Source organism: Microbacterium sp. GQ128, assembly GCF_059758615.1.
Map to the genome: position 1 here is coordinate 372309 of NZ_JCAXDY010000004.1, position 24671 is coordinate 396979.

The 24671-nt window shown below is 69.4% G+C and carries 23 protein-coding genes; 17 read left to right on the forward strand and 6 right to left on the reverse strand.

Annotation, left to right across the window (positions count from 1 at the left end; all coding sequences use genetic code 11):
* Positions 1 to 23: 23 nt before the first annotated feature.
* The gene (locus AC6CHX_RS15320; RefSeq protein ID WP_498273504.1) at positions 24 to 1256 is read right to left on the reverse strand and encodes an ROK family transcriptional regulator; all 1233 of its coding nucleotides are present in this window, start codon (positions 1254 to 1256) and stop codon (positions 24 to 26) included.
* 108 nt (positions 1257 to 1364) lie between these two features.
* Here AC6CHX_RS15320 and xylA point away from each other — a divergent pair, with 108 nt between their 5' ends.
* The 5 genes from xylA to AC6CHX_RS15345 are packed head-to-tail and all read left to right on the forward strand — an operon-like array spanning position 1365 to position 5803.
* Positions 1365 to 2552, forward strand: a complete 1188-nt coding sequence (gene xylA, locus AC6CHX_RS15325; protein WP_091028667.1) for a xylose isomerase — start codon at positions 1365 to 1367, stop codon at positions 2550 to 2552.
* 8 nt (positions 2553 to 2560) lie between these two features.
* The gene (gene xylB / locus AC6CHX_RS15330) at positions 2561 to 3844 is read left to right on the forward strand and encodes a xylulokinase (protein ID WP_498273505.1); all 1284 of its coding nucleotides are present in this window, start codon (positions 2561 to 2563) and stop codon (positions 3842 to 3844) included.
* A 12-nt stretch (positions 3845 to 3856) separates the two neighbouring features.
* Positions 3857 to 4168 carry an NIPSNAP family protein gene (locus AC6CHX_RS15335; RefSeq protein ID WP_498273506.1) on the forward strand — a complete coding sequence of 104 codons (312 nt, stop codon included), beginning with the start codon at positions 3857 to 3859 and terminating at the stop codon, positions 4166 to 4168.
* A gap of 2 nt (positions 4169 to 4170) precedes the next feature.
* On the forward strand, positions 4171 to 4746 hold the full coding sequence (locus AC6CHX_RS15340; protein WP_498273507.1) for a GNAT family N-acetyltransferase: 576 nt from the start codon (positions 4171 to 4173) through the stop codon (positions 4744 to 4746).
* A 10-nt stretch (positions 4747 to 4756) separates the two neighbouring features.
* A complete protein-coding gene (locus tag AC6CHX_RS15345) occupies positions 4757 to 5803 on the forward strand; it encodes an NAD(P)/FAD-dependent oxidoreductase (protein ID WP_498273508.1) in 1047 nt (348 codons plus the stop codon).
* Between the two features lie 15 nt (positions 5804 to 5818).
* On the opposite strand, the gene AC6CHX_RS15350 is transcribed toward AC6CHX_RS15345, so the two are convergent.
* Positions 5819 to 6283 (reverse strand): MarR family winged helix-turn-helix transcriptional regulator, encoded by a 465-nt coding sequence (locus tag AC6CHX_RS15350; RefSeq protein ID WP_498273509.1) that lies wholly within the window; start codon positions 6281 to 6283, stop codon positions 5819 to 5821.
* 91 nt (positions 6284 to 6374) lie between these two features.
* Here AC6CHX_RS15350 and AC6CHX_RS15355 point away from each other — a divergent pair, with 91 nt between their 5' ends.
* The 10 genes from AC6CHX_RS15355 to AC6CHX_RS15400 all read left to right on the forward strand — a co-directional run bounded on the left by AC6CHX_RS15355 (position 6375) and on the right by AC6CHX_RS15400 (position 18108).
* Complete coding sequence (locus tag AC6CHX_RS15355; RefSeq protein WP_498273510.1) at positions 6375 to 7481, forward strand: LLM class flavin-dependent oxidoreductase; 1107 nt, start codon at positions 6375 to 6377, stop codon at positions 7479 to 7481.
* A gap of 11 nt (positions 7482 to 7492) precedes the next feature.
* Positions 7493 to 8161, forward strand: a complete 669-nt coding sequence (locus tag AC6CHX_RS15360; protein WP_498273511.1) for an NADPH-dependent F420 reductase — start codon at positions 7493 to 7495, stop codon at positions 8159 to 8161.
* Positions 8162 to 8234: 73 nt separating this feature from the next.
* Positions 8235 to 8792: a hypothetical protein gene (locus AC6CHX_RS15365; protein WP_498273512.1), complete on the forward strand. Its 558-nt coding sequence runs from the start codon at positions 8235 to 8237 to the stop codon at positions 8790 to 8792.
* 69 nt (positions 8793 to 8861) lie between these two features.
* A complete protein-coding gene (locus AC6CHX_RS15370; RefSeq protein ID WP_498273513.1) occupies positions 8862 to 11798 on the forward strand; it encodes a YhgE/Pip family protein in 2937 nt (978 codons plus the stop codon).
* A complete protein-coding gene (locus tag AC6CHX_RS15375; RefSeq protein WP_498273514.1) occupies positions 11795 to 13975 on the forward strand; it encodes a YhgE/Pip domain-containing protein in 2181 nt (726 codons plus the stop codon). The genes AC6CHX_RS15370 and AC6CHX_RS15375 overlap by 4 nt, the downstream gene beginning before the upstream one ends.
* Before the next feature lie 29 nt (positions 13976 to 14004).
* Positions 14005 to 14622 (forward strand): TetR/AcrR family transcriptional regulator, encoded by a 618-nt coding sequence (locus tag AC6CHX_RS15380; protein WP_498273515.1) that lies wholly within the window; start codon positions 14005 to 14007, stop codon positions 14620 to 14622.
* A 39-nt stretch (positions 14623 to 14661) separates the two neighbouring features.
* Positions 14662 to 16062: a threonine/serine exporter family protein gene (locus AC6CHX_RS15385; RefSeq protein WP_452326756.1), complete on the forward strand. Its 1401-nt coding sequence runs from the start codon at positions 14662 to 14664 to the stop codon at positions 16060 to 16062.
* A gap of 311 nt (positions 16063 to 16373) precedes the next feature.
* Positions 16374 to 16649, forward strand: coding sequence for a hypothetical protein (locus AC6CHX_RS15390; RefSeq protein WP_342589079.1), 276 nt, complete (start codon positions 16374 to 16376; stop codon positions 16647 to 16649).
* Positions 16650 to 16786: 137 nt separating this feature from the next.
* Complete coding sequence (locus AC6CHX_RS15395; protein ID WP_498273516.1) at positions 16787 to 16927, forward strand: hypothetical protein; 141 nt, start codon at positions 16787 to 16789, stop codon at positions 16925 to 16927.
* Between the two features lie 119 nt (positions 16928 to 17046).
* Positions 17047 to 18108 (forward strand): hypothetical protein, encoded by a 1062-nt coding sequence (locus tag AC6CHX_RS15400; RefSeq protein WP_498273517.1) that lies wholly within the window; start codon positions 17047 to 17049, stop codon positions 18106 to 18108.
* A gap of 23 nt (positions 18109 to 18131) precedes the next feature.
* Here AC6CHX_RS15400 and AC6CHX_RS15405 read toward each other — a convergent pair whose 3' ends face one another.
* The 3 genes from AC6CHX_RS15405 to AC6CHX_RS15415 form a co-directional block, all read right to left on the reverse strand.
* The gene (locus AC6CHX_RS15405) at positions 18132 to 19550 is read right to left on the reverse strand and encodes a serine/threonine-protein kinase (protein WP_498273518.1); all 1419 of its coding nucleotides are present in this window, start codon (positions 19548 to 19550) and stop codon (positions 18132 to 18134) included.
* Positions 19551 to 19712: 162 nt separating this feature from the next.
* Positions 19713 to 20294, reverse strand: coding sequence for a hypothetical protein (locus AC6CHX_RS15410; RefSeq protein ID WP_498273519.1), 582 nt, complete (start codon positions 20292 to 20294; stop codon positions 19713 to 19715).
* A complete protein-coding gene (locus AC6CHX_RS15415) occupies positions 20294 to 20869 on the reverse strand; it encodes a helix-turn-helix domain-containing protein (protein ID WP_498273598.1) in 576 nt (191 codons plus the stop codon). The genes AC6CHX_RS15410 and AC6CHX_RS15415 overlap by 1 nt, the downstream gene beginning before the upstream one ends.
* A 152-nt stretch (positions 20870 to 21021) precedes the next feature.
* Between AC6CHX_RS15415 and AC6CHX_RS15420 the strand changes: the two genes are divergently transcribed.
* The gene (locus AC6CHX_RS15420; RefSeq protein WP_498273520.1) at positions 21022 to 21417 is read left to right on the forward strand and encodes a hypothetical protein; all 396 of its coding nucleotides are present in this window, start codon (positions 21022 to 21024) and stop codon (positions 21415 to 21417) included.
* A gap of 18 nt (positions 21418 to 21435) precedes the next feature.
* On the opposite strand, the gene AC6CHX_RS15425 is transcribed toward AC6CHX_RS15420, so the two are convergent.
* Positions 21436 to 22071 (reverse strand): cyclodeaminase/cyclohydrolase family protein, encoded by a 636-nt coding sequence (locus AC6CHX_RS15425; protein ID WP_498273521.1) that lies wholly within the window; start codon positions 22069 to 22071, stop codon positions 21436 to 21438.
* A gap of 194 nt (positions 22072 to 22265) precedes the next feature.
* Between AC6CHX_RS15425 and AC6CHX_RS15430 the strand changes: the two genes are divergently transcribed.
* Entirely contained in the window at positions 22266 to 24656 is a 2391-nt protein-coding gene (locus AC6CHX_RS15430; protein ID WP_498273522.1) for a glycoside hydrolase family 65 protein, read from the forward strand.
* Positions 24657 to 24671: the final 15 nt, after the last annotated feature.

Consider the following 24671-nt stretch of genomic DNA (forward strand, 5'->3'; position numbering starts at 1 on the left):
GTCGCGCGAGTTCGTCACGAGACTCAGCGTAGTGTCCGGCCGCATCGGGGGGACCGGGAGTATTCCGGCCGGTGGACCCTGCGCTCAGCGGGACGCGTCGAACGTCCGGGTGCTCCCCACAGCGGACGGAACGCGAGCTCGGCCGCACCGACGAGCAGCCGATCGGAGCCGAGTTCGGCGGCGCGGATCGCGACAGCGGCGGCGCTCTCGGGCATCGCCAGTCGCGAGACCTCGTCGACCAGCCGGTCGTGCGCCCCCTCGTCGACCAGCGCCAGGAAGCCCCCGAGGATCACGAGAGCCGGATTGAGCACGTTGACCGCGTTCGCCAGCGCGCTTCCGAGGATCTTCGCCTGCCGGACGAGTTCCGCCTGCACCTCGGGCGCCTCGGCAGCGGCGAGAGCTGCGGCGAGCTCGTCGTCGTCGGCGTCGTCGAGCCCGAGGAGGTCGAGCAGATGCCGGCGATTCACCTCGTCTTCCAGCACCCCGTCGTCGGTGCGACGGTCGGCGCCGTCGATGCCGGGCCGGTTGTGCCCGAACTCTCCCGCGTAGCCGCTCGCGCCGGTGGCGGCCAGACCATGGATCACGAGTCCGCCGCCGATGCCGGAGGCGCCGCCGTTGAGGTACACGAGCTCATCGATGCCGCGGCCGGCGCCGAAGAGGTGCTCGGCGAGCGCGCCGAGGGTCGCGTCGTTGTCGACGGCGGTACGGATGCCGGTCGCCTCCTGGATCATCGCGGCCAGCGGCTCGTCGATCCAGCCGAGGTGCGGGGCGTTGCGCACCACGCCGTCGGCCGAGCGCACGAGCCCCGGCACCGCGACGCCGATGCCGATCACGGCGCAGTCGGCGAGGGCATCCGTCCGCCAGTTGTCGACACGCTCGGCGACGAGGGCGGCGACGTCGGCCGTGGTCGGTGTGGCGGTGTTGACGATGCGCTCGCGCACGCGGATGCTGCGGTCGAGGGCGACGGCGGCGATCTCGACCGCGTCGACCTCGGGGTGCACGCTGATCGCGACGACGTCGGCGGACGGCGCGACCACCGGAGAGGGGCGACCGGCTCGTGCCGAAGATTCCGGCGGCCGCTCGTCGACGAGTCCGGCGCCGACGAGCTCTGCCACGAGCGCGGCGATGGTCGAGCGGTTGAGCCCCGTCGCCTCGGTCAGGGCCGAGCGAGAGCGGGGACCTTCGTGGTGGACGATCGAGAGGATCCACGCCAGGTTCGCTTCGCGGGAGCGCGGGGCAGCGGATTCAGGGGGCACGTTCCCACTTTAGGGGTGCGGATGCCGCCTGTCATCGGTTATGTTGTGAAGCACAACTTATTGCGTCCGCGCATCCCGTGCGCCCGCAGCATTCGCAGAGGAGCGATCATGCCCAACCCCACCCGCGACGACAAGTTCTCCTTCGGGCTCTGGACCGTCGGCTACAACGGCACCGACCCGTTCGGCGGCCCGACCCGTCCGGCACTCGACGTCGTGCACGCGGTCGAGAAGCTCGCCGAGCTCGGCGCCTACGGCCTCACCTTCCACGACGACGACCTCTTCGCGTTCGGATCGACGGATGCCGAGCGCCAGACGCAGATCGACCGCCTCAAGGGCGCGCTCGCCGACACCGGCCTGATCGTGCCGATGGTCACCACGAACCTCTTCAGCGCCCCGGTCTTCAAGGACGGCGGCTTCACCTCGAACGACCGCCAGGTGCGCCGCTTCGCCCTGCGCAAGGTGTTCCGCCAGCTCGACCTCGGCGCCGAGCTCGGTGCCAAGACCTTCGTCATGTGGGGCGGGCGCGAGGGCGCGGAGTACGACTCCGCGAAGGATGTGCGCGCGGCGCTGGAGCGCTACCGCGAGGCCGTGAACCTGCTCGGCGACTACGTGACCGACAAGGGCTACGACATCCGCTTCGCGATCGAGCCGAAGCCCAACGAGCCCCGCGGCGACATCCTGCTGCCGACGCTCGGCCACGCGATCGCGTTCATCGACTCGCTCGAGCGCCCCGAGCTCGTGGGCGTGAACCCCGAGGTCGGGCACGAGCAGATGGCCGGGCTCAACTTCACGGCCGGCATCGCTCAGGCGCTGTTCCACGGCAAGCTCTTCCACATCGACCTCAACGGTCAGCGCGGCATCAAGTACGACCAGGACCTGGTGTTCGGTCACGGCGACCTGCACAACGCGTTCTCGCTCGTCGACCTGCTCGAGAACGGCGGCCCCGGCGGCGTTCCCGCCTACGACGGCCCGCGCCACTTCGACTACAAGCCCTCGCGCACCGAGGACGAGGCCGGCGTCTGGGCCTCCGCCGCGGCCAACATGCGCACATACCTGCTGCTGAAGGAGCGCGCCGCGGCCTTCCGCGCCGACCCCGAGGTGCAGGAGGCCCTGGCCGCCGCGAAGGTCGCCGAGCTCTCGACCCCGACGCTGAACGACGGCGAGTCGTACGACGACTTCCTCGCCGACCGGTCGGCCTACGAGGACTTCGACGCGAACGCGTACCTCGGCGGCAAGGGCTTCGGCTTCGTGCGCCTGCAGCAGCTCGCCACCGAGCACCTGCTCGGCGCCCGCTGAGTCCGGCGATGGCACTCGTTCTCGGGGTCGACTCCTCGACCCAGTCCTGCAAGGTGGTCGTCGTCGACTCCGAGACGGGTGCCGTCGTGCGCTCCGGCCGCGCCCCGCATCCCGATGGCACCTCGGTCGATCCCGAGGCGTGGTGGGTCGCGCTTCAGGCGGCCATCGCGGAGGCCGGCGGCCTCGATCATGTTGAATCCTGGGCGATCGGCGGGCAGCAGCACGGCCTGGTCGCCCTCGACGCCGAGGGTCGCGTCATCCGCGACGCCCTGCTGTGGAACGACACCCGGTCCGCGCAGGCGGCGGAAGACCTGATCGGCGAGTTCGGGGCGGCTGCCCTCGCCGATCGCACCGGCCTCGTGCCGGTCGCCTCGTTCACGATCACGAAGCTGCGCTGGCTGCGCGACCACGAGCCCGAGAACGCGGCTCACGTCGCGGCCGTCGCCCTGCCGCACGACTGGCTGACGTGGCGGCTGCGCGGGTTCGGCCCCGAGCGCCCCGACCTCGACGAGCTGGTGACCGACCGGTCGGACGCCTCGGGCACCGGCTACTGGAACCCGGCGACCGGTGAGTACGACCGCGAGCTGCTGGTCGCCGCACTGGGCCACGACGCGATCCTGCCGCGTGTGCTCGGGCCGCGCGAGTCCGTGACGGATGCCGCGGGGCTCCGTGTCGCCCCCGGCGCGGGAGACAACGCCGCGGTCGCGTTGGGTCTCGGTGCTCGGACGGGCGACGTGGTCGTTTCGATCGGCACCTCGGGCACCATCTTCGCCGTGACGGATCGCCCGGTGGCGGAGCCGACCGGCATCGTCGCGGGCTTCGCGGATGCCGACGGCGGCTACCTGCCGCTGGTCTGCACGCTCAACGCCGCGCGCGTGCTCGACGTGATCGCGCGCCTGCTCGGGGTGGACCACGACGGGTTGAGCGCGCTCGCCCTGACCGCCGAACCGGGCGCCGGCGGACTCGAACTCGTGCCGTACTTCGAGGGCGAGCGCTCCCCCAACCTGCCCGACGCCACCGCGAGCCTGACCGCCATGACACTCGCCTCCACCACCCGGGAGAACCTCGCCAGAGCCGCGGTCGAGGGCATGCTCGGCGGACTGCGCTTCGGGCTCGACGCGCTGCGCGAGCTCGGCATCCCGCTCGAACGTGTGCTGCTCGTGGGCGGGGGCGCCCAGTCGCAGGCCGTGCGTGAGATCGCCCCGCTGGTCTTCGAGCTGCCGGTCGAGGTGCCGGAGGCCGCGGAGTATGTCGCCGTCGGCATGGCGCGCCAGGCGGCATCGGTGCTCTGACAGGATCGGGGCATGATCACCGTTCACCTGCGCTACGAGATCGACCCCGACAAGCTCGAAGAGTTCACCGAGTACGGTCGCACCTGGATCCGCCTCGTGGCCAAGCACGGCGGCACGCACCACGGCTACTTCCTGCCGAGCGAGGGAGACAGCGACGAGGCGTTCGCGCTCTTCACCTTCCCCTCGCTCGCCGAGTACGAGGTCTACCGCACCGCCTCGAAGACCGACCCGGAATGCATCGAGGCGTTCGACTTCGCGCGCCGCACGCAGTGCATCCGCCGCTACGAGCGTCGCTTCCTGAGCCCGGTCTTCGACGGAGCGTAGCCATGGACGCACCGGCGATCGACGTCTCTGCGCTCACGGACGTCGCCACCCTGTCGACCCCGCGTCTTCGACTCGAACCCCTGGGCATCGTGCATCTCGACCACGTGTGGGACAGCCTGTTCGATGAGGAGACCCTCCGGCTCACCGGCACCCGTCAGGCCTTCACCCGCGAGGCGGTCGTGCGACACCTCGAGTCGCTCGCGACCCGTGACGATCGCGCGGACTGGGCGATCATCGACCGCGAGACGGAGGAGTACGTCGGCGAGATCGTGCTCAACGAGCTGAACGAAGGCGACGCGTCGATCAACTTCCGCGTCATGCTCGCCGCCGGCCGCCCGGGCCGTGGCTACGGCACCGAGGCCACCCGCGCCGTTCTCGATTACGCGTTCGATCGGATCGGGGTACACCGGGTCGAGCTCGACGTGTACTCGTTCAACCCCCGCGCGCAGCGCTCCTATGAGAAGGCGGGCTTCCGATACGAGGGTCGCCAGAGGGACACGCTGTTCTGGGACGGCGAATGGGCCGACTCCATCCTCATGGCGGTGCTGAGCACCGACGAGCGGCCGGTCGCTCCCTAAGCTGGAGTCGATGTCTGACGTCCCCGCAGCTGCGAATGCCCCCATCGTCGTGATCGGCGCCGGTGTGATCGGCGCCTCGGTCGCACATCATCTGGCTCGCGCGGAACACGACGTGATCGTGCTCGACAGCGGGACACCGGGGGCGGGGGTCACGGCCGCGTCGTTCGCCTGGGTCGGCATGGCCAAGAGCCCCGCCGACACCTACGCCGGTTCTGTTCGTCAGCGTGCACGGCCGGAGTTCGATCGCGTCCTCACAGAACTCACCGCACCCATCGGGCTCCGTCCCTTCGGCGCGGTCACCTGGGAGGAATCCGAGGATCTGACCCGGGCCTTCGTCGCCGACCATCAGGCCGCGGGACACCGGATGGAGCTGCTCACGGCGCGCGAAGCGTTGATGCGGGAGCCGGGCCTTCGCGAAGCACCCGATGTCGTGGCCTACGCCCCCGATGATGTCGGCATCGACCCCGTCGCCTACACCCGCGCCCTGCTGCAGAGCGCGCAGGCGCACGGCGCGGAGGTGCGGACCGGCATGACCGTACTGCGGGTGCTCAGCGATGGCGGCCGGGTGCGAGGCGTTCTCACCGACCGCGGCGAACTCGAGGCGAAGAGCGTCGTCGTCGCGGCCGGCACCGCCTCCGTGGGCATCGCCGCATCCGCCGGAGTCGACATCGACGTCGTGGGGTCGCCATGCTGCCTGCTGCGCTTCTCCACGCCTCGCCCGCTCGTGCGCGGCATCCTCTCCACCCCTGAGCTCGAGGTTCGCCAGCTGGACGACACCACCCTCCTCGCCGCAGAAGACGTTCCCGAGGGCTTCTCCGGCGATCCGAGAGACCTCGCCGTTGCCACCCTCGCCGCGATCCGCAGCTCTTTCGTCGACGCCGAAGACGTCCGCCTCGAACATGCCGTCATCGCCGACCGCCCGATCCCGGCGGGCGGTCGACCCCTGGTCGGGCCGGTGCCCGCGATGCCCGGCCTCCATCTGGCGATCGCCCACCCCGGCGTGATCCTGTCGGCCGAGATCGGGCGCCGGGTCGCCGCCGACCACACCTTGCTCTGAGGCCGCGAGGCGCGATCAGCCTTCGAGGTTCCTGCGCAGCGCGGCCGTGATGTCGTCGACCTGGGCGAGCTGTTCGGGCGTGAGCGCGTCGACGAACAGGGAGCGGATGGCGTGCAGGTGCGGCACGTTCGCCGCCCGGAACGCTTCGGCTCCGGTCTCGGTGAGGAGAACGTCGACGCCGTGCGCGCCGTCGGCGCACGGGACGCGTCGGACCAGCCCGCGCTTCTCCATCCGCCCGAGGTGGTGTGACAGCCGACTGCGCTCCCAGTCGATGAGGGCCGCGAGCTCGGACGAGCGCGCCCTGCGTCCGTCGGCCTCGCTCAGCGCGAGCAGCACCTGGTAATCGCCGGAGGAGAGCGCCGACTCGCTCTGCAATTGCGCGGCCAGACGAGAGCGGAGGATCTCGCTCGTCTCGACGAAGCCCCGCCAGATGCGCAGCTGCTCGGGTGTCGGCGTGCGGCGACGTCGTTCTTCGGTCATGGCGCCTTCCGGGAATTGATACGTCAATCATACGGTTGCATGCAGTTGACACGTCAATCCGGAGGGACCGGTGCCGTGGAGAAGGGTCGTGATGGACATGACGGAACTCGAGTTCGGGCTGAACTCCTTCGGCGAGGTGGCGACGGACGGCGGTCGCATCCTGTCGGACGGCGAGACGCTGCGGCTGCTCGTCGAAGAGGCGCAGCTCGCCGAATCGGTGGGCCTCGACGTGTTCAGCGTCGGCGAGCATTACCGCGAGGGGCACATGGACTCCGCGACCCCCGTGCTGCTGGCCGCCGCTGCGCAGGCCACGTCGACGATCGGGCTCGGCTCGTCGGTCACGGTGCTCTCGACGCAGGACCCGGTGCGTCTGTACCAGGAGTTCGCGACCGTCGACGGGCTCTCGAACGGACGCGCCCAGCTCATCCTCGGACGGGCGTCGGCGATCGAGTCGTTCCCGCTCTTCGGGTACGACATCGCCGAGTACGAGCGGATCTTCGAGGAGAAGCTCGACCTGTTCCTGCGCCTGATGCGCGAAGACCGGGTCACCTGGAACGGCTCCTACCGCAGCCCTCTCGAGAACGTGCGACTGCAGCCGCGCATGCCGGAGGGCGGCATCCCGGCGTGGATCGGGATCGGCGGCAGCCCCGACTCCGTCATCCGCGCCGCCGAGAACGGACTGCCTCTGATGATGGCGATCATCGGCGGACGCCCCGAACGTTTCGCCGGCCACGCGCGCCTGTACCTGCGTGCACTGGAGCAGTTCGGGCGGGCGGAGCTGCCGATCGGGCAGCACTCGCTCGGCCTCATCGCCGACACCGACGATGAGGCGAAGAACGTGCACTGGAAGCACTGGGAACCCGTCGTGACGCAGATGAGCAAGGAGCGCGGCTTCTACGCACCCACACTCGAGCGCTACGAGGAGGAGGTCGACACCGGCGCGCTGTACGTCGGCTCCCCCGAGACCGTCGCGCACAAGCTTGCGGCCGCCGTGCGGAGCAATCACCTGTCCCGGTTCGACCTGAAGTACGACATCATGCACCTGCCGAAGGACGTGCGCGAGCGCAGCATCCGCCTCTTCGGAGAGAAGGTCGCCCCGCGCGTGCGCGAGCTGCTCGCCGACGACCCGGGCGAAGGCGCATTCGGCGACCCCGGTGTGGCCCGGATCACGAAAGACGGCAAGGCCGTCCACGCGTGAGGGAAAACGACATGAACGACATGGACGACACCATCACGACCATCGGCATCCTCGGCGCGGGCAAGGTGGGCACCACGATCGCCCGCCTCGCCCTCGCCGCGGGATACCGCGTGCTCATCGCCGGCTCGGGCACTCCGGAGCGGATCGCGCTCACCATCGACATCTTCGCGCCGGGCGCGACCGCGGTGACGGCCGAAGAGGCGGCAGCCGATGCGGATGCCGTCATCCTGGCCCTTCCGCTGGGCAAGTACCGGACGCTCCCGGCCGAACAGCTGCGCGGGACGTTGGTGCTCGACGCCATGAACTACTGGTGGGAGACCGACGGGATCCGCGACGATCTGAGCGATCCGCGCACCTCCACCAGCGAGCTCGTGCAGGAGTTCCTGCCGGAGTCCCGGGTCGTGAAGGCCCTGAACCACATGGGCTATCACGACCTCGAAGACGAGTCCCGACCGGCAGGAGCAGCCGGGCGCAAGGCCATCGCCGTCGCGGGTGACGAACCTGGCGACCTCGCCCGCGTCGCGGAGGTGATCGACCGGCTCGGCTTCGACGCCGTGATCATCGACACCCTGTCGGCCGGAGCGGTGCTCCAACCCGGGAACCCGGCGTTCGGAGCCGACGTCACCGCCGACGAGCTGCGCGGACTGATCGGGGTGACCTCGCCGACCGCGCCGCGATGAGCGACGGAGGTCCGGGCAGGGGCCGCGACGCGGGCTAGGCTCCCAGGAGCCGTCGACGACCATGGAGGCACCGATGCCCACTCCCCCCAGGCTGCGCGCGAGCGCACTCGTACTCGCCGGGATCCTGGCCTGCGCCGGCTGCTCCGCGGCGAGCGTCCCCAGCGCGCCGACGGCCGTCGGCGACGACTTCCCCGGCACCTGCCTGCCCGCAGAGGTCTCCTGGCCGTCCGACTTCCTCGAGTCGCTTCCCGGGGAGTCCGAGGCGATCGGCGGCACCATCGTGGGCCTGCGCCTCGAGTGGGTCGACGACGACTTCGCGTGGCGGCTGCGCAGCGCCGACACCCGTGAGGACATGTTCGGCGAGCGCGTCGACGACCCGAGCTTCGGCCGGGAGTCGCTGGTCGACGTCCGCACCCTCGAGGTCCTCTCGACCGGCGAGACGGAGCTCACCGAGGCGGAGCAGCAGCTGAACGGCAGCAGCGCCTACAGCGTGGCCCAGCTCTCGGGCGAGGAGTACCCGAGTCCGCTCATCGTCGAGATGGCGCGGGTGATGGACGACGGCTCGCCCGTGTGGCAGCTCACGATGTGCGACACCGCCACCAACGAGCTGACGGTCACGACCCTGAACTGACGCGCACACCCGTCCGGAGCATTCAGCTAACTTGCACGCTCGTGTGCACGTATTGTGTAAACTCGTCCTGTGAAACAGAGCTGGCGGGTCTACAAGCGCGACGTCAAGAGACTCTCCCGCGTACCCAAAGCCTGGATCATCATCATCGGGGTGCTCATCACCCCGGCCCTGTACGCGTGGTTCAACATCAACGCCTTCTGGGACCCCTACGCCAACACCGCGAACATCCGCGTCGCAGTGGTCGATCTCGACGAGGGCGCCACGTCCGACCTCACCGGTCATGTCGACATCGGCGAGCAGGTGACCGCGCAGCTCGAAGACGACGATCAGCTCGGCTGGACCTTCATGGGTGAGGACGAGGCGCAGGAGGCCGTGAAGAAGGGCGACGTCTACGCCGCCATCGTCATCCCCGCACAGTTCAGCGAAGACCTGCTCAGCATCACCAGCGGCGACTTCACCCAGCCGGCGCTGGAGTACTACGTCAATGAGAAGGCCGGGGCGATCGCGCCCAAGATCACCGACGTCGGCGCATCCGAACTCGACAAGCAGGTCACCACCGCCTTCAAGGAGCAGGTGGCTCTCGCCGCGACGAACGCCCTCAAAGACGTCGGCGCCTCCACCGAGCTGCGGCTGCTGAACGCCAGGGACAACACCCTCAACGCGTTCGACCAGGCCGCGCAGACCATCTCGTCGGCGCGGGAGAACCTCGCCGAGACGCAGGACGGGCTCACCTCGTCTCGCGGCACGCTCGCCTCTGCACGGAGCACGCTCGGCGACGTCGACAAGACGCTCGGCGACGTGCAGAAGTCGCTCGCCCAGACGCAGTCGATCATCGCCGAGACGCAGAAGGAGGTGATCGCCTTCACCGACAGCGCCACCACCGCGTTCCTCCAGGGCACCACGCTGCTCGCCGATGCGTCGTCGAAGGCGAACGTCTCGATCACCCGTCTCACCCAGAGCCTCGAGCAGGCGGGCGTGCGCATCGACGCCGGGATCGACGACGTCTCGAACGTGCTCGAGGCGAACGAAGCGGCCGCCGCGCGTCTGCAGGCCCTCGTGGACGGCACCGACCTCAGCGACGAGACGAAGCACCAGCTCACCGAGGTCATCGCCTCGCTGCAGCAGCGCAACGCCACCGACCAGCAGCTGCTCGCCGACCTGAAGGACCTCAAGGCCAGCGCGTCCGACACCGTGGGCTCCGTTCAGGCGACGGCCGACGCGGTCGACAAGGCGATGCAGGACACCAGGGATGCGTCGTCGGCGATGCGCGACATCCTCACCCGCACCGTCCCCTCGCTGAACAGCGCCATGTCGCAGCTGTCGTCGAGCGTCGGATCGCTCTCGGCGGCGCTGGATGCACAGAAGGGCGTGCTCGCCGAAGCCGATCAGCTGCTGGGCGGGTTGGACTCTCAGCTCGTGGCCACCTCGTCGGCACTGGAGAGCTTCGACGGCGACCTCGCCGGCATCGAGCAGGGCCTGCAGACCTCGCGCACCGACGTCGTCGCCCTCAACGCCGCATCCGAATGGGGTCTGCTGGGCACGCTCACCGACCTGGAGCCCGAGCAGATCGCCCAGTTCATCTCCTCCCCCGTCGAGGTCGACGAGCACCTGGTGTTCCCCGTCGACACCTACGGGTCGGCGATGGCCGCGCTCTTCACGAACCTGTCGCTGTGGATCGGCGCCTTCGTTCTCATGGTGATCTTCCGCGTCGAGGTCGACACCGAGGGCGTCGAGGGGGTCACCGTGCGCGAGGCCTACTTCGGCCGCTTCTTCCTCTTCGCGACGCTCGCCGTCGGCCAGGCGCTGATCGTGTGCACCGGAAACCTCATCATCGGCGTGCAGACCGTCAGCGCCGCCGCCTTCCTCGGCACCGGTGTGCTCATCGCCCTCGCCTACGTGAGCATCATCTACGCCCTCTGCGTCGCGTTCGGCCACGTCGGCCGCGGCCTGTGCATCCTGCTGGTGATCATGCAGATCCCCGGAGCATCCGGGCTGTACCCGATCGAGCTGATGCCCGGATTCTTCCGGGCGATCTATCCGCTCCTCCCGTTCTCGTACGGCATCGACGCGATGCGCGAGACGATCGGAGGGTTCTACGACGGCCACTACTGGCGGTACCTGGGCGCCCTCGCCGTGTTCGTCGCCCTGGCGTTCCTCATCGGGCTCGTGCTCCGCCGCCGGCTCGCGAACTTCACGCTGCTCTTCAACCGGCAGGTGCTCGCGACCGACCTCCTGATCGGCGAGAAGGTACAGGTCGTCGGCAGCGGGTACCGGCTCACCGACGTGATCCGCGCGCTCTCGAACCGCCGCGAGTACCGCGAAGACCTCGCTCGACGCGCCGAGCCGTTCACCCGCCGCTACCCGACCCTGTTGAAGGCGACGGTGCTCACGGGGGTCGCCGGGCTCGTCGTGCTCGGGGTCATCACCTGGGCACTCCCCGGATCGAAGGCGCTGCTGTTGGGCCTGTGGACGCTCTGGATCCTGCTCGTCATCGGATTCCTCGTGGCCATCGAGTACATCAAGCACAGCTTCGAGAACGGCGCGGAGGTCGCGGCTCTCGACGACGCCGAACTGCGTGAGCTCGCCCTCGTCGGGCCCGCCGGCCGCGACGCGGTCATGCCCGCCTCCGCGGATGCGTCACTCGACACGGTCGGGTACGCATCGGTCGCCACGACCGTGGCCGAGACGGCCGAGACGGCCGAGACGGCGGAGGCCCCGGATGCCCCGGATGCGCCTGCCGCCGGCGCGGAGGCCGATGCCCTGCTCACCGAGTGGTTCGAGCCGGAGCCGGACACGCAGCCGGTGCCAGAGCCGGAACCGGACACGCAGTCGGAGGCGGAAGCGGAGCCCCGGATCGGACCGGACGCCGAGCCGGATGCCGCCGAGCAGGATGCCGAGCCGGACACCGCGCCGACCACCGCCCAGCAGACCGAAGAAGAGCTCGCGGAAGAAGACGAGCGCACGAACGACGAACACCGGACCGCAGAAGGGGAGGACCGCGCATGAGGGACATCCTGCACCTGACGGCCCGCGACGTGCGGCACGCGACCCAGAACGTCATGGCGTGCATCGTCCTGTTCGGACTCGTCGTCATCCCGTCGCTGTTCACCTGGTTCAACGTCATCGCCAGCTGGGACCCGTTCGCGAACACGAAGGACCTGAAGATCGCGGTCGCGAGCACCGATGCCGGATACGAGAGCGACCTCGTGCCGATCCGCGTGAACGTCGGCGAGCAGGTCCTCGCTCAGCTCCGCGGGAACGACCAGCTCGACTGGGTCATCACCGATGAGCACGACGCGATCGACGGGACGAAGTCGGGCGAGTACTACGCCGCCATCGTGCTGCCCGAGACGTTCAGCGCCGACATGCTGACGTTCTACGCCGACGGCGGCGACCGCACGCACATCGCGCTCTACACGAACGAGAAGAAGAACGCCCTGGCACCGAAGATCACCGGGCAGGGTGCGGAAGGGGTCTCGTCCGCGATCAGCAGCACCTTCGCCGAGACGCTCGGCGACGTGGCTCTGGGCCTCGTCTCGTCGATGTCGGACTATCTCACCGATGAGGACACGCAGGCCGCACTCACCCGCATCGAGGCGCGCCTCGGGAGCGTGGGAGATCAACTGCGGTCCGGAGCGCACACGGCCGACACCTTCACTGCTCTGCTGGAGGCGAGTCGGCCGCTGCTCGACAGCGCCTCGGGCCTGGTCGGATCGGCCGGTGACGCGTTCACCGACACCTCCGGCGCGCTCGGCAGCGGGGTGGACGCGGCGGGCACGCTGAAGTCGACCCTGCAGACGGCGTCGCAGTCCCTGGCGGATGCACTCGCGGCGACGTCGAGCAGCTACGACGCCGTCGGCCAGCGTATCGACGAGTTGTACGCCGGCGCCGACTCGCTCAGCGGCAACCAGGTGCAGGCGATCACCACGCTCGCCGAGCGCGTGCAGCAGCAGATCGATCAGTACTCCGCGGTCAAGAACACCCTGGAGACGGAAATCGGACCGAACCTTCCCGAATCCGCGCAGCCCGACTTCGACGCCGTGATCAGCCGGCTCGACGAGGCCATCGCCCGGCAGCAGGCGCTGCAGGAGCGCCTCCAGACCGCGGCGACCGAGATCGCGGCCGGCAACGACTCGGCGCAGAGCTCGCACCAGGAGATCACCGCCGCGATCGCCGCGGCGAAGAAGGCGATCACGGACGCACGGAGCACGTACGACAACGGGCTGAAAGCCCAGCTGAACTCCCTCGCGTCGACCCTCACGCAGATCGGCTCCGACGTGTCGGCGATCCGCTCCGACCTCTCCGGCATTACGTCCGGCCTCTCCGGAGCATCCGATTCCGTGCAGTCGACGCTGTCACGCGCACAGGAGGCCACCACTCAGCTGTCGGCATCGCTGAACACGTTGGCCGACCGGTTCGACACCGTGCAGCAGGCGATGACGAAGGCCGCCGACACCGGCGATCTCAGCGAGCTGATGGGCGCCGACCCCGGCGTGCTCGCCACCTCCCTCGCCGAGCCCGTGCGCGTGGACCGCACTGCGGTGTTCCCGGTGGCCGGTTTCGGCGCGGCCATGGCTCCGCTGTACATGATCCTCGCCCTCTGGGTGGGTGCCCTGCTGATGACCGTGACGATCCGCGTCGATGTGAACGCCGAGACGCTCCCCGACCGCGCCGAGCTCACTCCGACGCAGAAGTACCTCGGCCGCTACGGCATCTTCGGCCTGGTCGGGCTCGCACAGAGCACGCTGCTGACCCTCGGGCTGATCCTCTTCGTGCAGGTCGAGCCCGCGCATCCGCTCCTGCTGATCCTGGCCGGGTGGGCGATCTCGACCGTGTTCACGCTCATCGTCTACACGGCCGTGGTCGCGTTCGGCAACGCGGGCAAGGCGCTTTCAGTGCTGCTCCTGGTGATCCAGATCTCGGGGTCGGGCGGCGCGTACCCGCTGCAGCTGCTCCCCGACTGGTTCCAGAGCATCAGCCCGTTCCTGCCCGCGACCTACGCCGTCAACATGGTGAGATCCGCGATCGCCGGCGTCTACCAGGGCGACTTCTGGTGGTCGCTGGGCGCGCTCGCGCTGTTCATCATCCCCGCGCTGCTCCTCGGTCTCGTCCTCCGGCGCCCCCTGATGACGTACAACCGCAAGCTCGTCGACGCGCTCGCGTCGACCAAGTTGATGTCGTGATTCCTGTGTCTCCGCGAAAGGACCCCGAAGTGACCGCACCGAATCCCCGACGTCGTCGCGATGCGCTCGCCAACCGCGAGGCCCTGCTGCGCGCGGCGCAGTCCGTGCTCGCGACCAACCCGACGGCATCGCTCGACGTGATCGCCCAGGCCGCCGGCCTCACGCGGCGGTCCGTCTACGGCCACTTCGCCGACCGCGACAGCCTGCTGCGCGAGGTGATCGCGGTCGGTGCGCAGCGGTTCAACGCGATCGCCGAGGCGACCGACGAATCCGATCCCCGGGTCACGCTCGCGCGCATGGCGACGCGACTGTGGCGGGAGGCCTCGGCCGTGCGCGCGTCCGCCAACATCGCCCTCGATGATGCGCATCTGACCGACACCGTGCTCGCCCTGGCACCGCTGCGCCGACGAATCCGCGACCTGACGAGGGCCGGAGTGGAATCCGGGGCGTTCCGCGGAGACATGCCGGCCGAGCTGCTCGCCTTCCTCATCGAGGAGACGGCGCGGGCGACCCTGCGCGAACTGCGGCTCACCACGACCGATGCCGACTCGACCGTCGTCCGCGTGGTGCTGAGCATCGTGGGCCTGTCGTGGACGGAGCAGGCCGAGCTCATCGACGCACACCCCGAGATCTTCGCGCAGGACTGAGGCCGCGGCGGGCGGTCCGCGTCCGGGAGAATGGACGATATGTCCGCGACACCCCGCCGGCCGCTGCTCTCCTCCGTGCGCCGCCTGCTGCACACCGACCCCTCCACGGTCGCGCACACGGAGGTGCTGCCCGTCATTGACGAACGCACCGTCCCCCGGGTCCTCGACCTCGCGACGCGCATCGGCGAGTCGATGTTCGCGGTCGGCGCGTCGGCCCATGAGGTGACCCTCGCGATCACCCGCGTGTGCGACGCGTACGGGATGAAGGGCGTGCAGGTCGACGTCACCTACAACTCGATCACCGTGTCGTTCCACCTGAGCGGCGAGGTGTGGCCCGAGACCCTGGTGCGCGTCGTGCGGGTCACCGCCCCCGATCACGCCAAGCTGCAGCGGGTGCAGGCGCTCGTCGCCGACATCGACGACGGGCTCGACCTGGAATCCGCGCGTACGGCGTTCCGGGCGATCCGGCGGGTCCCGTTCCGCTACCAGCAGCCGGTCGTGATCGTCGCGCGCGCCCTGCTCGCGGTCGGTGTCAGCATCATGCTCGGCGCCTCCCCGATCATCGTCGGTCTCACGTTCGTCGCCGCACTGTGCGCGGCACTCACCCAGGCGGGTCTCGCGCGACTGCGGGTGCCGCTGTTCTTCAGCCAGATCGCCGGAGGTTTCGTGACCACGGTCGTGGCGGTGGTGGTGTCGGCGCTGGGTTCGGCGGGGATCGAGCCGTTCGTCGGCATCCGGCCCTCCATCATCGTCGCCTCGGGCATCGTGCTGATGCTCGCCGGGCTCACCGTGGTCGGCGCAGCACAGGATGCGATCGACGGCTTCGCTCTCACCGCCGGCGGGCGCATCCTCGACCTCACCATGCAGACCCTCGGCGTGGTGATCGGCATCCTCGTCGGTCTCGAGCTCGGGAGCGTCCTGGGTTTCACCATGGACCTGCCAGACGACCCGGCGCCGTTCGGTCCGGTCCTGAACCAGTTCGTCGGCGCGATCATCATCGCGGTCGCCGTGGCGGTGTTCAACGGCGCCGGCATCCGCATCATCCTGGTGAGCGCTCTGCTCAGCGCGGTGACCCTTGCGGGCTACTCGGCTTCGGTGGCGCTGAACCTGCACCCGGCTGCGGCGAGCGCGGTCGGAGCTCTGCTCGCGAGCTTCCTCGGGATGCTGATCGCGCGCAACCTGCACGTTCCGTCGGTCGCGGTCACGACCGCGGCGATCGTCCCCCTCGTTCCCGGTGTCGCGGTGTTCCAGGGCCTGTTGGAGATGGTGCACGCCACCGGAACCTCCACGGGGATGCTGGTCGCCGGCGGATCGCTCATCGACGCCGCGGTGATCGGCATCGGGCTGGCGTCGGGTGCGTCGCTCGGTCTCTACCTCGGCACTCCCGTACGGGCGACTCTCGCGAGCGTCGCCAAGACCCGCGCTCGCGTGCGGCGCTGAGCACACCCCTGCACCCCTCGCTCCCCGTTCTCGCTCCCACTCTCACCTTCGCCGAGTGCACGGCTTCTCGCCGAACGCACGGGGTGTCCTCGTCGACAGGCCGTGCACTCGCGGGCAGGCCGTGCAGTCGGCGAACCACCGGCAGCCAGAGGCACCGCAACTTGAGCAATATATTGGCTGCGACGTATAATTTCCGTGAATTCCGGCGGGCTGAAGAGGCGCCCGTTCGACCGCACGATGCAGGAATCCGATGCGGTGCGCTCCTCGCCAGCCGAAGCCGGCCGACTGATTGGAGTGTTGAGATGTTCACGATGCCCGATCCCCGATTCGAGCTGCGGAAGATCACCGATACCGAGTGGCTGATCCTCGACCACCGCTACGCCGCAGATGACTCGCGCCGCACCGTCGCCTGCATCTATCAGGTCGACACGGTCGAGGTCGAGGCCGTCTGGCTGCGCGACCTGCCGCTCGCGACGTACTACATGTCTGCGGCGGACGTGCTGGAGGACGTGCAGCGGTTCCACTCGCCGAGCCGTTCCACACGCCCGGTCCCGATCCCGCACCTGCCTCCGCTGGCAACCGCCTGAGGTCGCCGGGCGCCGGCGGACGAGCCGCCGGCGCCCGGGATTGTCCGGCCCGGTGCACGGGTGTGTCAATGGGCACGCGTGCACCGGCCGACGGGGCGAGACTGATCGCCCTACCCCTCAGCCGAACGGAGCCTCCCATGTCAGACCCGCAGACGAACCCCGATGACGCTCCGCTCGTCGATGCCGTGGGCATCGACCCGGACATGCCGTCCACCGATGACAGCGAAGACGAGGATGAAGACGACGACGACGACATCGACGTGGCCGATCTCCCCTGACGTCTCGTCAACGATGGGCCCCGCCTCCTGAGGCGGGGCCCATCGTCTCGGGGCATGCGGAGCCGACAGTCTCCTGGGTATCAGCGGGCAGCGCCATCGGCCCGCCCTAGGCTTCAGACGTGCCCTCCCCCGCTGCCTCTCGTCGACGGACGGTCGCCAGGGTCGCGGGCGCATTCTTCGCCCTCGCCACGGCCGTGGTGGTCGGGCAGCTCGGGGTGTCGGCCTCGACCGCGGGCACGGCCTCCCTCCTGATCGGCCCGCTCGATGAGCGCAGCCTCTTGACCATCGCGATGCTGACCGCGTTCCTCTCCCTCGGCACCGGGCTCTGGAGCGTCGATCCACCTCGATGGATGCTGCCGCTCAAGATCGTCAGCATCGTCCTCGCCGCCTGCGCCGCGGCCCTCGCGGCCTTGGTCATGACGCTCGTGGGCGACGCGAAAGCCACGCCGCTGCTGCAGGGCGACTGCGACACGGGCTACGTCGTGGTCGAGCACCGGTCGCTGAGGGGGTCGAGCGGCACGGTGTACCGCCAGGACGGGTTCATCGCGACCTCGGTCGCTCGGACTTCCGGCGACGACTCCTACGAGCCGTTCGCGATGGGAGGGTACGCCGTGACCGAGGTGGATGGCACGCTAGACGTCTCGTACGCCGTCAACCGGCCGAACTCGTACTCGAATCCCGCTGGGACCTACGCGTCGTCGTTCTCGGTTCCCGTGCTCGAGGGGCGAACGCCGCAGTGCGGTCTCGAGGCGCACCGCGGACCGACCCTCGCTCCGACTCCAGCTTCGCCTTCCGAGCCCGCGCCCGCGACCGCCACGTCGGTCGACGACGAGATGACGGAGCTCGTGAGCGCCTCGTTCGACGCCGCCAGGGGGACTGTCGTCGATGCATCCGGTGCTCCGCTCGCCATCGCTGCTCTGCCCATCTCGTCGGCTCCGTGCACCACCGCTCCGGGAACGCGGCGCGAGCTGCAGCTCGACTTCCGCACCGATGACAACGCCCGATCCCTCGACGACATCCTCACGGTCTGGGACCGGGCCGGCTACGAGCAGGATCGCGCCATGCAGGAAGACATCCGCTACAGCGAGGACCGACCCGTGGAGCGGATGAGCATCAAGGACACGTCGAGCGTCGACGGGCTGCTTCACCTCACCGTAAGCTCGGTCTGCATCGTCGAGTAGCCCGCCGTCCTCGGGCGGAGGCTCTATCCGTCGCCCTTCTCCCCCTCCTTCTGCGCCTTCTCCGCCTCCTTCTGCGCCTTCTCCGCCTGCTTCCTGGCCTCTTCCTCAGCCTTCTGCTGCGCCTTCGCCGCCTCTTCGGCCGCTTTGTCGGCAGCCTTCTGCTCATCCTCCGACTGCTCGTCGTTCGGTTCGTCGACATCGGGCTCCGCGTCCTCGACCGGCACGGCGGGTTGCTCGGGAGCGTTCGCGGGTGTCGTCGACGGTTCCGGCGTCGGCGCGGGAGTCTGCTCGGTATCCACGGTGTCGGTCACGTCCGGGTCGACGGCGTTGAGTCCCGACAGCCACACTCCGGTCAGCACGGATGCCGCGACCACCGCCGCGGCCACCGCACCGCCGATGATCCCCCGGCGACGCCCACGGGCTCTGCGTTCCGCCTGACCGCGCGGGCGCACGGCTCCGGCGGGAAGGAGGAGAGTCGGGGTGGTCGCCGGCGATGACACCGCCTCCGCCATGCCCGCCCCCGCCACTCCCGCGCCCGCCACTCCCGCGGCCACCGCTGCCGGGACGGTGGGACGAGGCGGGACGGCAGGTCGGGGAGGCGCGGTCGGCGACGTCGCGAGTCGTGACGAGGCGGCGAACACCTCCGCGGCATGAGGGCGATCGACGGGGTCCGCCGCCAGCATCCGGGTCAGGAGGGTGGACCATTCGGCCCCCAGCGTTGCCGGCACCTCCGGGGTCTCGATGAGTCTGGCCATCGCGGCGCCGATGCCCTCGGCCTCCGGGAAGGCTCGCGTGCCGGTGAGTGCCTCCAGCAGCACCAGACCCAGCGAATAGATGTCAGCGGGCGGAGCGGGAGGCTCGCCTCGCAGCTGCTCCGGTGCGAGATACGCCGCGGTTCCGATGACGAGTCCGGGGGTGGTGAGCCGTGCCGCATCGACGAGGACGGAGATGCCGAAGTCCGCGAGCTTCGCCCCGGACCGACTGCCGGGGAGCGGAGTCCGCGACATCAACACGTTCGACGGCTTGATGTCGCGATGCACGATGCCCGCGCTGTGCACGACGTGCAGCGCCTCGGCCAGGTCGGCAGCGAGCCGGGCGACCTCCGGCGACGCCAGCGGCCCTTGGGCGATGCGGGCGGACAACGTCGGCCCGTCGACGAACTCCATCACCAGGTATTCGGCGCGCCCCGGAACGAGCAGAGCGTCGTACAGCGTGACCAGGCCGGGGTGGTTGAGGGAAGCGAGGACCGTCATCTCGCTGCGCGCACGGCTGGAGGGCTGTGCGTCGTCCATCTCATCGCGCAGCATCTTGATCGCCACCGTGCGACCGAGGAGGACGTCGTCCGCGCGATACACGCGCGCCATCCCGCCCTGCCCGACGCACTCGTGCAGCTGATAGCGCCCATCGAGCAGCGCTTCGGTAGGAAGCGAGTCATCGGTCATCGTCGAATCCTCCTGACGCCCGTCGGGTATCGGGCGGCGAAGGCCCACGATACGGTCTCGGCGCGCTCGAGGCCCGGGCCTTGACACGAGCCGGAACCATCCCGGCCTCCGCAACTCGTGGGAAGAGACCCGATCGGGAGGCGACGCGGCAGCACCCTGACGTCAGATGACGATCGCGCCGGGGGACGGCACTCGCATCGGCAGTCCGCCGTCAAGAATCCGCTGGACCATGGCCATGGCGCGATCGGTGAGCCCGTCACCGGGGTAGAAGTCTCCGTAAAGCTCCTCTGCCTCCTCCACCTCCGCGATTTCGCAGAGGGAGAGAAGCTGACGGATGTCGTCCACATCGCGTCCCGGCCGGTTGGCCCGGAGTTTCATCGCGAGGAGCGCCTCCTTCGAAGCGACTTGGATGACGACACCTGCTCGGTCGTAGATCGTCTCCCACTCCACTGGCCGACCGAACGTTGGCACGGAATCCGCATGTTCCACGGCGAAATTGAACCAGCCATCGCTCCAGCCCCGTCGATCGCCGACGCGTGAGGCCGCTGCGAGGACGGCGTCATCGCTTCCTGGCTGGATGTGAAGAGAGTCGAGGTCGCCGGTGGTGCGCCTGTTGAAGTATCTGATGGCGAGCGCGGCACCGCCGACGAGACGGATGCCGGCAGATTCACCCGCTGCGTGAAGCTCCCCTACGAGCTCCCGAAGCCCGGAGAGGATGTCGTCGCGATTCAGCGCGTCGCCCATCAGACGCTCGCAAGCGTGTCACGCCAGACGAGGACGCCGCGTTGGAAAAACTCAACTGGTACATCCGCGGGTGCCGGGGTCGGGTCTGCAGGATCGATATCGAGGGTACGCGGCACCGCGAGGCGTCGTTTCGGGGCGTCAACCCATGCGGGCGCGGGAATCCCTTCTTCCCTGAGACGGAGATCCACGAGGGCTGCGAGGGCAGCATCCCAGGCACGGTCGCCGGTCGGCTCCGGCTCAGCGAGGCCGAGAATGCCACGAACGAGTCCATGCTCGGCGACCAGGTTGTCGTTCAGCTGGACGAGTTCACGGAGAGCGCTGTACTTGTCGCCGGCCCGAAGATAACCGCGGATCGTCGCGGCGATGGTCGCCGCGTCATCCCGCCGGGTGGGCGCGGAATACAGCCGGTGGCCGGCGCCGCCGAGAAACCGTTCGATGGTGCTGAACTCGGCCTCGCGACCGCCTTCCACCCGGGAGACTCTGCCCTGGTCGACGTCGGCTCGTTGCGCGAGATCACGCTGGGTGAGGCCGCAGCTCTTTCTGGCGGCACGCACGAGTACTGATGCGTTGGTCATATCGCCACCCTTCAAGGAAATGTCTTTAGAGACATATTATACTGCCGGATCGTCGCCGAGCGGCGCAGAGTGCACCTCTCCAGCACGGGTACTGGAGAGATCGGAGGCCGCAAGCCCCCGGTACTCTCGTTCTCAGGAGAACGGAGCCGGCCATGAATGCTGCCGATGCGGTGGGGACCATCGCCGAGATCCTCTCGTGGATCGGCCTCGGGATCGGTCTCCCCCTCCTGCTCATCGTCCTGCTGGTGAAGGTGCACGATGGGCGCTGGCTGCCACAAGAGGTTTTCGTCCTCGAGGAGGACGGTCGATCACGGGCCCGTTGGTTCACCGCCGGGGACTTCTGGGAGCGCCCGCTCCGGGCGGACGAATCCGGTCACTGGCAGGGACGGGAAGAGGTCGACGCGTTCGTCAGCGAGCACCACCCGAACCTGATGCGCTTCGAGCCCCGCCGCCCCCTTCTCCATGCCGTTCACGTGCTCGGGATCACCCTCGCCAGCGTGGGTGCGGCGGCGGTCGTGCTGTCGATCATCCTGCTGTTCGTCGGGTGAGGGGCTTCCGCGCGCCTCTCAATCCAGGCGCGACGAGAGCTCCTCGGCCAGCTGCGCGATGATCCGCCCGGCGTCGGAGAGACGAACGATGTTCGGATCGAGGTCGGCCAGCCGCGATGCGGGAGCGTGATGATCGCGCGCGAGCTTCAGGTTCGAGCGAAGATTCAGAGACGCGCCCGACAGTCCGGCTCGGAGCGCTTCGACGGCGACCGCGAGGTCCACGGCGAGGGAGGGGTTGCCGATCACGGCGAGCAGCCGCGCCTCGGTGAGGAGCGTCAGTCCGATCGTGCCGAGCTTCGCGACCGATTCCGCAGCTTCGATCGCGGCCACTCCGACGCGGTGATCACGATCGGGGTCGTCTGCGGGCAGGGCCAACGCGGCTCCGAAGCGCGCCGACACGATGCCGTCCTCCTCGACGGCCTGCAGCGCCTCGCTCCGCCGACGGGCCAGCCTGTCCGCGCATTCCTCGGCGTCAGCGCTGTCTGAGGTGTAGCCCGCCACCATGCCCATCAGCGACGCCGCGATACCGAGCATCACTCCGGATGCCGCGCCGCCGCCCGGGGAGCCGGTGGGGCGGCCGAGAGCCTCGAGCCACGAGTCCAGGGGACGGTCGACCGGGACGTCTGCGGGGTCCCGCGCTCGATCATCCGACATGGTGTCCCTCCCGCCGCGCAGCTCTTGCGGCGGCTGACGACGACTCTGCCCGAGACGGCCGCGGAATGAAGCGGGCTTGACACGCACGTGCTCGCGACGCCCGGGATCAGATCTCCGGAACCGGCCACGAAGGGCCGGGGAAGCGGCCGCCGCCGATATCGTCGGTAACGAATGGTCGTCGTCGAAGGGCTCATATGAACGACATCGGATCCCGCAGTTCTGCCGGTCCGCGCTTCGAGGTCGCACCGTGGAGCATCGCACGGGAGGGGCTGGATCCCGCGCGTCTCGCGCATGACGAGTCGGTCTTCGGGTTGTCGAACGGACACGTCGGCTGGCGGGGCAACCTCGACGAGGGCGATCCACGCGGGGTCGCCGGCAGCTATCTGAACGGCGTGTTCGAGGAGCACCCGATGCCCTACGCGGAAGAGGGATACGGCTATCCCCAGTCCGGCCAGACCGTGATCAACGTGCCGAACGGGCAGATCATCCGTCTCCTGGTCGATGATGAGCCGTTCGACGTGCAGCGGGGTGAGCTCCTCCACCACCGGCGGAACCTGGACCTCCGGGACGGCACCCTGCACCGCGAAGCCGAGTGGATCTCGCCGACCGACCGGCGCATCCGGGTCGAGTCCACCCGCATCGTCTCGTTCTCGCGCCGCTCGATCGCCGCCGTGCGCTACCGCGTGCACGCCGTCTCCCACGAGATCGCGATCACGATCCAGTCCGAAGCGCTGCCGAATGAGCCGCTCCCGATCACCCACTCCGACCCGCGCGTGCAGGAACTGCTCACGGCGCCGCTGGTCGGCGTCGACGCCGCCGTGATCGGCACTGCCGCGACCCTCATCCACCGGACGAGGGAGAGCGGTCTGTCGGTCGCAGTCAGCATGGACCATTCCGCGACTGCGTCCGGTCCCTTCCCGCCGACCCTGGTCACCGAAGCGTCTCCGGACCTCTCGCGCACCACCGTCCGCGTCGTCCTGGCGCCCGGCGAGCATGTCGAGCTGATCAAGCTCGTCGGCCACGACTGGTCGTCGACGACTTCTGCCTCCGCACTGCGGGATCGAACCGAGGCGGCCGTGGCCGATGCCGGGCGCGCCGGCTGGGACCGACTCGTGGACGAGCAGCGCGCGCGCCTGGACGAGTACTGGGCATGCGCCGATGTGGAGGTCGAGGGCGAGCCGCGACTGCAGCAGGCGGTGCGCTACGCGCTCTTCCAGGTCTTCCAGGCTTCCGTCCGCGCCGAACTCCGGTCGGTTCCCGGCAAGGGCCTGACCGGTTCCGGATACGAGGGGCACACCTTCTGGGACTTCGAGGCCTTCGTGCTGCCCGTTCTCACCTCCACCGCGCCGCATGCGGCGGAGCAGGCGCTCCGGTGGCGGCATTCGACACTCCCCCATGCGCGCGAGCGTGCGGAGCAGCTGCACCTCCGCGGCGCGACGTTCCCCTGGCGCACGATCGACGGCAGGGAGAGTTCGGGGTACTGGCCGGCGAGCACCGCCGCGTTCCACATCAACGCCGACATCGCCGGCGCCGTGCTCCACTACGTGCGCGCGACGGGCGACCACGCCTTCGAACGCGAGGCGGGCCTCGAGATGCTCGTCGAGACCGCTCGGCTGTGGATGTCGCTCGGCCGTCGGGACGCGGCCGGCGCCTTCCACATCGACGGCGTGACCGGCCCCGACGAGTACTCCGCGGTCGCCGACGACAACGTGTACACGAACCTCATGGCCCGTCTGAACCTCCGAGGCGCGGCGGCTTCCGCCCGGCGGCATCCGGAGGTCGCCCGCACACTCGGCGTCGACGAAGCGGAGCTCGACGACTGGCTGAGCGCGGCCGCGGCGATGTCGATACCCTTCGACGAGATCCGTGGAGTGCACCCGCAGTCCGCCGGCTTCACGGACCAGGACCTGTGGGATCTCGAGAACACGACCCCCGAGCAGTACCCGCTGCAAGAGCACTTCCCCTACTTCGACCTGTACCGGAAGCAGGTCGTGAAGCAGGCCGATCTCGTCCTCGCGCTGTTCTTCGCGCATGAGGCTTTCACGACGCGCGAGAAGGAACGGGCCTTCGCCTACTATGAGGCGATCACCGTGCGCGACTCCTCGCTCTCCGCCGCCGTCCAGGCGATCATCGCCGCCGAAGTCGGGCAACTCGACCTCGCATATGACTACCTCGCGGAAGCCGCCACCCTCGACCTCGACGACCTCCACGAGAACGCGAGCGAAGGCCCGCACATCGCGGCGCTGGCGGGAGTGTGGACGGCGATCACCGCCGGCTTCGCGGGCATGCGGGACTCCGACGACGGCTTGCGATTCGCTCCGCGGCTGCCGAAGCGCGTGAGCCGACTGAGCTTCGGCGTGCGCATCCACGGACAGACCCTCCGCGTGGACGTCACCGCGAACACGGCGACGTACCTGCTGAAGGATGGGCCATCGGTGACCGTCGGGCACTTCGGCGACCGGGTGGACCTGCGGGCCGGCGACCCCGTCACGCTCGAGATCCCCGACGCCACGAGTGCCGGACCACGACCGTCGCAGCCCCGGGGTCGCGAGCCCCGCCCGGCTGCCGAGGCATTCCGCTCGTAGGCCTCGTCTCGTCCG